Raw genomic sequence first — 4,340 nt, forward strand, 5'->3', positions numbered from 1 at the left:
GACTTACCTCTCTTTGTATGAAAAGAGGATTGAATGACAGATATTCAATCCTCGACCTGTCACATATTTTTAGACAGCTTATTTTAATTCAAAAACAACTTCTTCCGTTGGACGGACCAAACCACGCTCATGAAGCGTTTCTGCAATCTGTACAGAGTTCCAAGCAGCACCTTTAAGAAGGTTATCTGAAACAACCCACATGTGAATTCCTTTTTCTGCATCCAAGTCTTTACGAATACGACCAACAAAAGTATCACGCGAACCAACAGCGTTGATGGCTTGCGGATAGATTTGATGCGCTACATCATCCTCCAGAACTGCACCTGGGAAGGCTGCTATCGCTGCTTTCACTTCTTCAATTGGTGCTACTTCTTTTGTTTCGATGTAAACAGACTCAGAGTGAGCTGACAGGACTGGAATACGTACACAAGTTGCAGACACTGCGATAGACTTGTCTTCCATGATTTTCTTGGTTTCTTTGGTCATCTTCATCTCTTCGTAAGTGTAATCATTGTCAGTGAAGACATCGATTTGTGGAAGAGCGTTGAAGGCGATAGGATAGTGTTTCTTATCACCACCTGAAGGTAGGATTTCCGCATGCAAATCACGTGGATTCACACCATCATTCAACACTTCACGCAGCTCGCGTTGCGTTTCAAGAATGGCTCCCATACCTGCACCAGAAACCGCCTGATAAGTTGAAACAATGATACGCTCCAAGCCCCATTGCTGACGGACTGGCTCCAAGGCCACCATCATCTGAATAGTTGAGCAATTGGGACAAGCGATAATCCCTTTATGCTGATCTAGTGCATGAGCGTTTACTTCTGGAACAACCAGAGGCACATCAGGATTTTGGCGGAAATATGAGGTGTTGTCCACTACGACTGCACCAGCTTTAACTGCATACGGAGCATATTTTGCTGAAGTAGAGCCACCAGCTGAGAAAAGAGCGATGTCTACACCTTCAAAGGCAGTTTCTGTTGTTTCTTCAATGGTAACATCTTGTCCCTTGAATTGAAGAACCTTACCAGCTGAACGAGCAGAAGCCAAATAACGAATCTTATCAATTGGAAGTGTTGATTCTTCCAGCATTTTAATCATTTGAGCGCCAACAGCACCTGTCGCGCCGACTACAGCAACTGTATATCCCATACAATCCACCTCTGAATTTTCTAAAAATTTTGTATATTCTAGTATTATACTATTTTTAAGGAAAAATGCAAATATTTCTGAAGGATAAGCCGGACTTTTTAAAATGTTGCTACTATTCTATGGCCCAACTTCTTATGGGATCGTTTCATCAAGAGCGATAGCACTCACGATGACGACCGTTTCAGTATCAATGTCTCTAAGCTCGGCTGAGAAAAACCATCTTGCCTTTCTAAGAGAGAGTTCAAGGTTTACAGCTTTTGTCCGCACGGACAAAACTGCATCCATTGCTCTACAACTCAACTTCGTCCTGCGGTCTCGTTTCGTCAAGAGCAATTGCACTCACGATGCCAACTGCCTCAGCATCTATGTCTCTAAGCTCGGCTGAGAAAAACCATCTTGCCTCTCTAAGGGACATAGAAAAATCCCCAATCCGTAGACTGGGGATAAGGGCACTTTCGTGTGATCAGCAGGTTCACACAACTGATCAAGGTCCGCTCCTGCGTTATGACCTCCCATGCTTCAATTTGCAGAAAATCTGCATATCGACTCATCGCACGAAATATAGTTTACCTTATCTTTTTCCGTTTTGTCAAGGTATTTAATCTAAAATATAAACAAAAACTTGTCTATCTTTCCATTCTTGACCTTCTTTTTGGAATTGTTTCCGTACTCCTTCAAGATAGAAATCAGCTTGCTCCAGTAATTTTTGCGAAGGGATATTCTGTAGATCAACATGTGCTTCTAAACGATGAAATCCTAGTTCACGACTGACTTTCTTAAGTTCACCTAGCATAGCTCTGGCGTAGCCCTGACGCCAAAATTGATTATGTATCGTATAACCTATTTCCGCCCATTGAAAATCGTCTCTAGCCAGCACAAATAAATTAACCATACCTACATGTTTTCCGCTTTTTGCGTCATAAATTCCCCAAATATACTGCTGGTCTTTCTCTCGGAAATTGCGGTGCTTAGCCACCAAATCCGCAAACCAACTTTCTGTACAAATTGTCATATCTAAAAGCCCATCATCAAATGGTGATTGAGAAGGCAGTCTATTGGAAAATCCTTCCAGCCAAACCGAGTAATCCTTCTCTTCCAGATATTTTAAATAAATATGTTTCATAAATACTTACTTCCCTCTCGAATACTAAGGGCAGCCATTGCTGCTCGATTCCGTTCTATAAAATCTCTGACCCAGTCTGGATTGGTTTTGGAATAATCTCTCAGCGCCCAGCCGATGGCCTTGTTAATAAAGAATTCTGTTTGGCCTAGATTATTCACTAAAATTTTCACTAGCAACTCTGTGTCTGTTTTCTCTTTTCGCAATAGCTGATGATCAATAGCCAAGCGTCGCAGCCAGATATCCTCATCACAACTCCACGCTAAAATAATCTCTTTGGCTTCTGGGAATCGAGCAATGATTGATCCAACCAAGCGGTCCAAAAAGTCAATCGTATCCCACCAAGATTTTGTTTGGGCTAGCTTTTTCAAACGTGGCAAGTCAGATGGAGTCAAGAGTTTCTTGCGACTTTCCAGATAATCGAGCGCGGCATACTGCAATTCTCGATAGGGACTATTCCAAGCTTCATTTATAAAATTCCAGTCAATGACAGAGTCAGTCTGCTGTTTGAAAAAAGCCTTTGCAAGTTTCCGCCTGGTCGGCGTCTTGACTCCTATAAAGTCAAATTTATTTTTCATATAGGCTTTCATAGCCACTGCATCATCAAGGCTAGCTACTGCTTTTAACTCTTTTATCAATTCTTCTACATTCATAGCCTACTCCAGCAATTCGCGGTCATAAATTGTATAGTCACAGCGGTAAATCACGAGGCGCTTGCCGTCAATCAGCAACTCAGAGGTTTTGGGAGCATCAGATTTATCGAGAGAGACACGGTCGCCAGCATAGGCAGCCAGCGGAGTTCCGTTTTGAGAGCGAATCAGAATGACCTTCTTCTTGCCGTTAAAGTCGTTTTTAAAAGCTGAAATCATGCGATTCAAAACGGGAACTGAATGGCTACTCTCCTCAACATCTGCAGTCTTTTGATATTGAGCAAAGACATCTTTCAAGCCTTTTTCTTCTGCAATCAAGGAAGAACCCACATGATCAATCTCATACTTACCCAAGGTGATTTTGAGCACAGATGAGTCTTCTTTGGAATTCCCTTCCGCATCAACTGAGTCAAACTCCTCGTTACGCGAGATGGATAGGGACTTGCCCGACATTTGGTCGATGAGTTGAGAATTCTCATCATAGGTGCGAACCGTCATCTCCAGCCCCAGCCATTCTTCCTTGGCATTTTTGAACCACTTTTCAACAGACTGACAACCGGTCAAGGTCAAAAGACCAATACTCAAAAGAGCTATTAATAGGTATTTCTTTTTCATTATTTATGCTCCATATTTTTTTCGTATAAGGAAATTTCTTTTGCAATTTGTGATTTGGCTGCTTTTCCCGTCAATAATAACTTGAGAGGCCTCATCACTTGCAGTCCTAGGCCACCCATTGCATAGTAAGACAGGCGATAGTAAAAATAATTTACAAATTCAATGATGGCAAACAACCAAAGTAAAACTCCAATAATGATATTACTGCTACTACTCACTTTAAAAGACCAGATCCAAATCGGTATATATGCAAGCAGCATTATAAAATCCAGCATTTTTAATCCTTTATAAAGAGGTGCAAGCAGTTGAGTTTCCAAGGCCTTCTTCTTTTGGATTCGTTTCAAACAGTTAAGCCAATAGATGGAACCTTGGAGTAATATCAGATTAAGAATTAACAATGGGAAATAAAGGACGGCACTGGATGTGGCAAATCGGGTCTCTGGTTTCGTATACAGGACATACACGATACAAAATAACACAACACTTATTGATTCCCCTGAGGCAAGGTAAATTAATTCCTGTTTGAGAGTTCTTTTTTTCAATGTTCATCCTCCTATGAGCAAAAACTAGGTGATGGGAATATGCTTTATTATATCAAAATATCTGGAATTTAAGTCTAAAAAAAGAGAGGCCCAGCGCTATTTAGCCCAACCTCTTCTTATATCTTAAATTCAATTAGAACAGACCAATCGCTGTACCGTCTGCTGCTACATCCATATTGAGTGCTGCAGGACGTTTTGGTAGACCTGGCATGGTCATGACATCTCCTGTCAAAGCCACGATAAAGCCTGCCCCAAGTT

At 41.4% G+C, this 4,340-nt stretch carries 7 protein-coding genes; all 7 read right to left on the reverse strand.

Features of this window, described 5'->3' with window-relative positions:
• Positions 1–78: 78 nt before the first annotated feature.
• Positions 79–1,155 carry an aspartate-semialdehyde dehydrogenase gene (locus Q0191_RS06450; RefSeq protein ID WP_297664890.1) on the reverse strand — a complete coding sequence of 359 codons (1,077 nt, stop codon included), beginning with the start codon at positions 1,153–1,155 and terminating at the stop codon, positions 79–81.
• 132 nt (positions 1,156–1,287) lie between these two features.
• Complete coding sequence (locus Q0191_RS06455; RefSeq protein WP_297664902.1) at positions 1,288–1,455, reverse strand: hypothetical protein; 168 nt, start codon at positions 1,453–1,455, stop codon at positions 1,288–1,290.
• Between the two features lie 298 nt (positions 1,456–1,753).
• Positions 1,754–2,278: a GNAT family N-acetyltransferase gene (locus tag Q0191_RS06460; protein ID WP_297664892.1), complete on the reverse strand. Its 525-nt coding sequence runs from the start codon at positions 2,276–2,278 to the stop codon at positions 1,754–1,756.
• A complete protein-coding gene (locus Q0191_RS06465) occupies positions 2,275–2,928 on the reverse strand; it encodes a DNA alkylation repair protein (protein ID WP_297664894.1) in 654 nt (217 codons plus the stop codon). Before Q0191_RS06465 ends, Q0191_RS06460 begins: the two co-directional genes overlap by 4 nt.
• A gap of 3 nt (positions 2,929–2,931) precedes the next feature.
• A complete protein-coding gene (locus tag Q0191_RS06470) occupies positions 2,932–3,540 on the reverse strand; it encodes a DUF5052 family protein (RefSeq protein ID WP_297664896.1) in 609 nt (202 codons plus the stop codon).
• Positions 3,540–4,082, reverse strand: coding sequence for a hypothetical protein (locus Q0191_RS06475; RefSeq protein ID WP_297664898.1), 543 nt, complete (start codon positions 4,080–4,082; stop codon positions 3,540–3,542). Before Q0191_RS06475 ends, Q0191_RS06470 begins: the two co-directional genes overlap by 1 nt.
• 133 nt (positions 4,083–4,215) lie before the next feature.
• Positions 4,216–4,340, reverse strand: a 125-nt coding sequence (locus Q0191_RS06480; protein ID WP_297664900.1) for a formate--tetrahydrofolate ligase, incomplete at its 5' end; no start/stop codon positions are given.

The organism is uncultured Streptococcus sp., assembly GCF_938036805.1.
GTDB lineage: Bacteria > Bacillota > Bacilli > Lactobacillales > Streptococcaceae > Streptococcus.

What these genes read in the sequence shown, in the direction of transcription:
- Q0191_RS06450 (WP_297664890.1), bottom strand. Translation starts at nt 1,155, where the DNA reads ATGGGATATACAGTTGCTGTAGTCGGCGCGACAGGTGCTGTTGGCGCT.
- Q0191_RS06460 (WP_297664892.1), bottom strand. Translation starts at nt 2,278, where the DNA reads ATGAAACATATTTATTTAAAATATCTGGAAGAGAAGGATTACTCGGTT.
- Q0191_RS06465 (WP_297664894.1), bottom strand. Translation starts at nt 2,928, where the DNA reads ATGAATGTAGAAGAATTGATAAAAGAGTTAAAAGCAGTAGCTAGCCTT.
- Q0191_RS06470 (WP_297664896.1), bottom strand. Translation starts at nt 3,540, where the DNA reads ATGAAAAAGAAATACCTATTAATAGCTCTTTTGAGTATTGGTCTTTTG.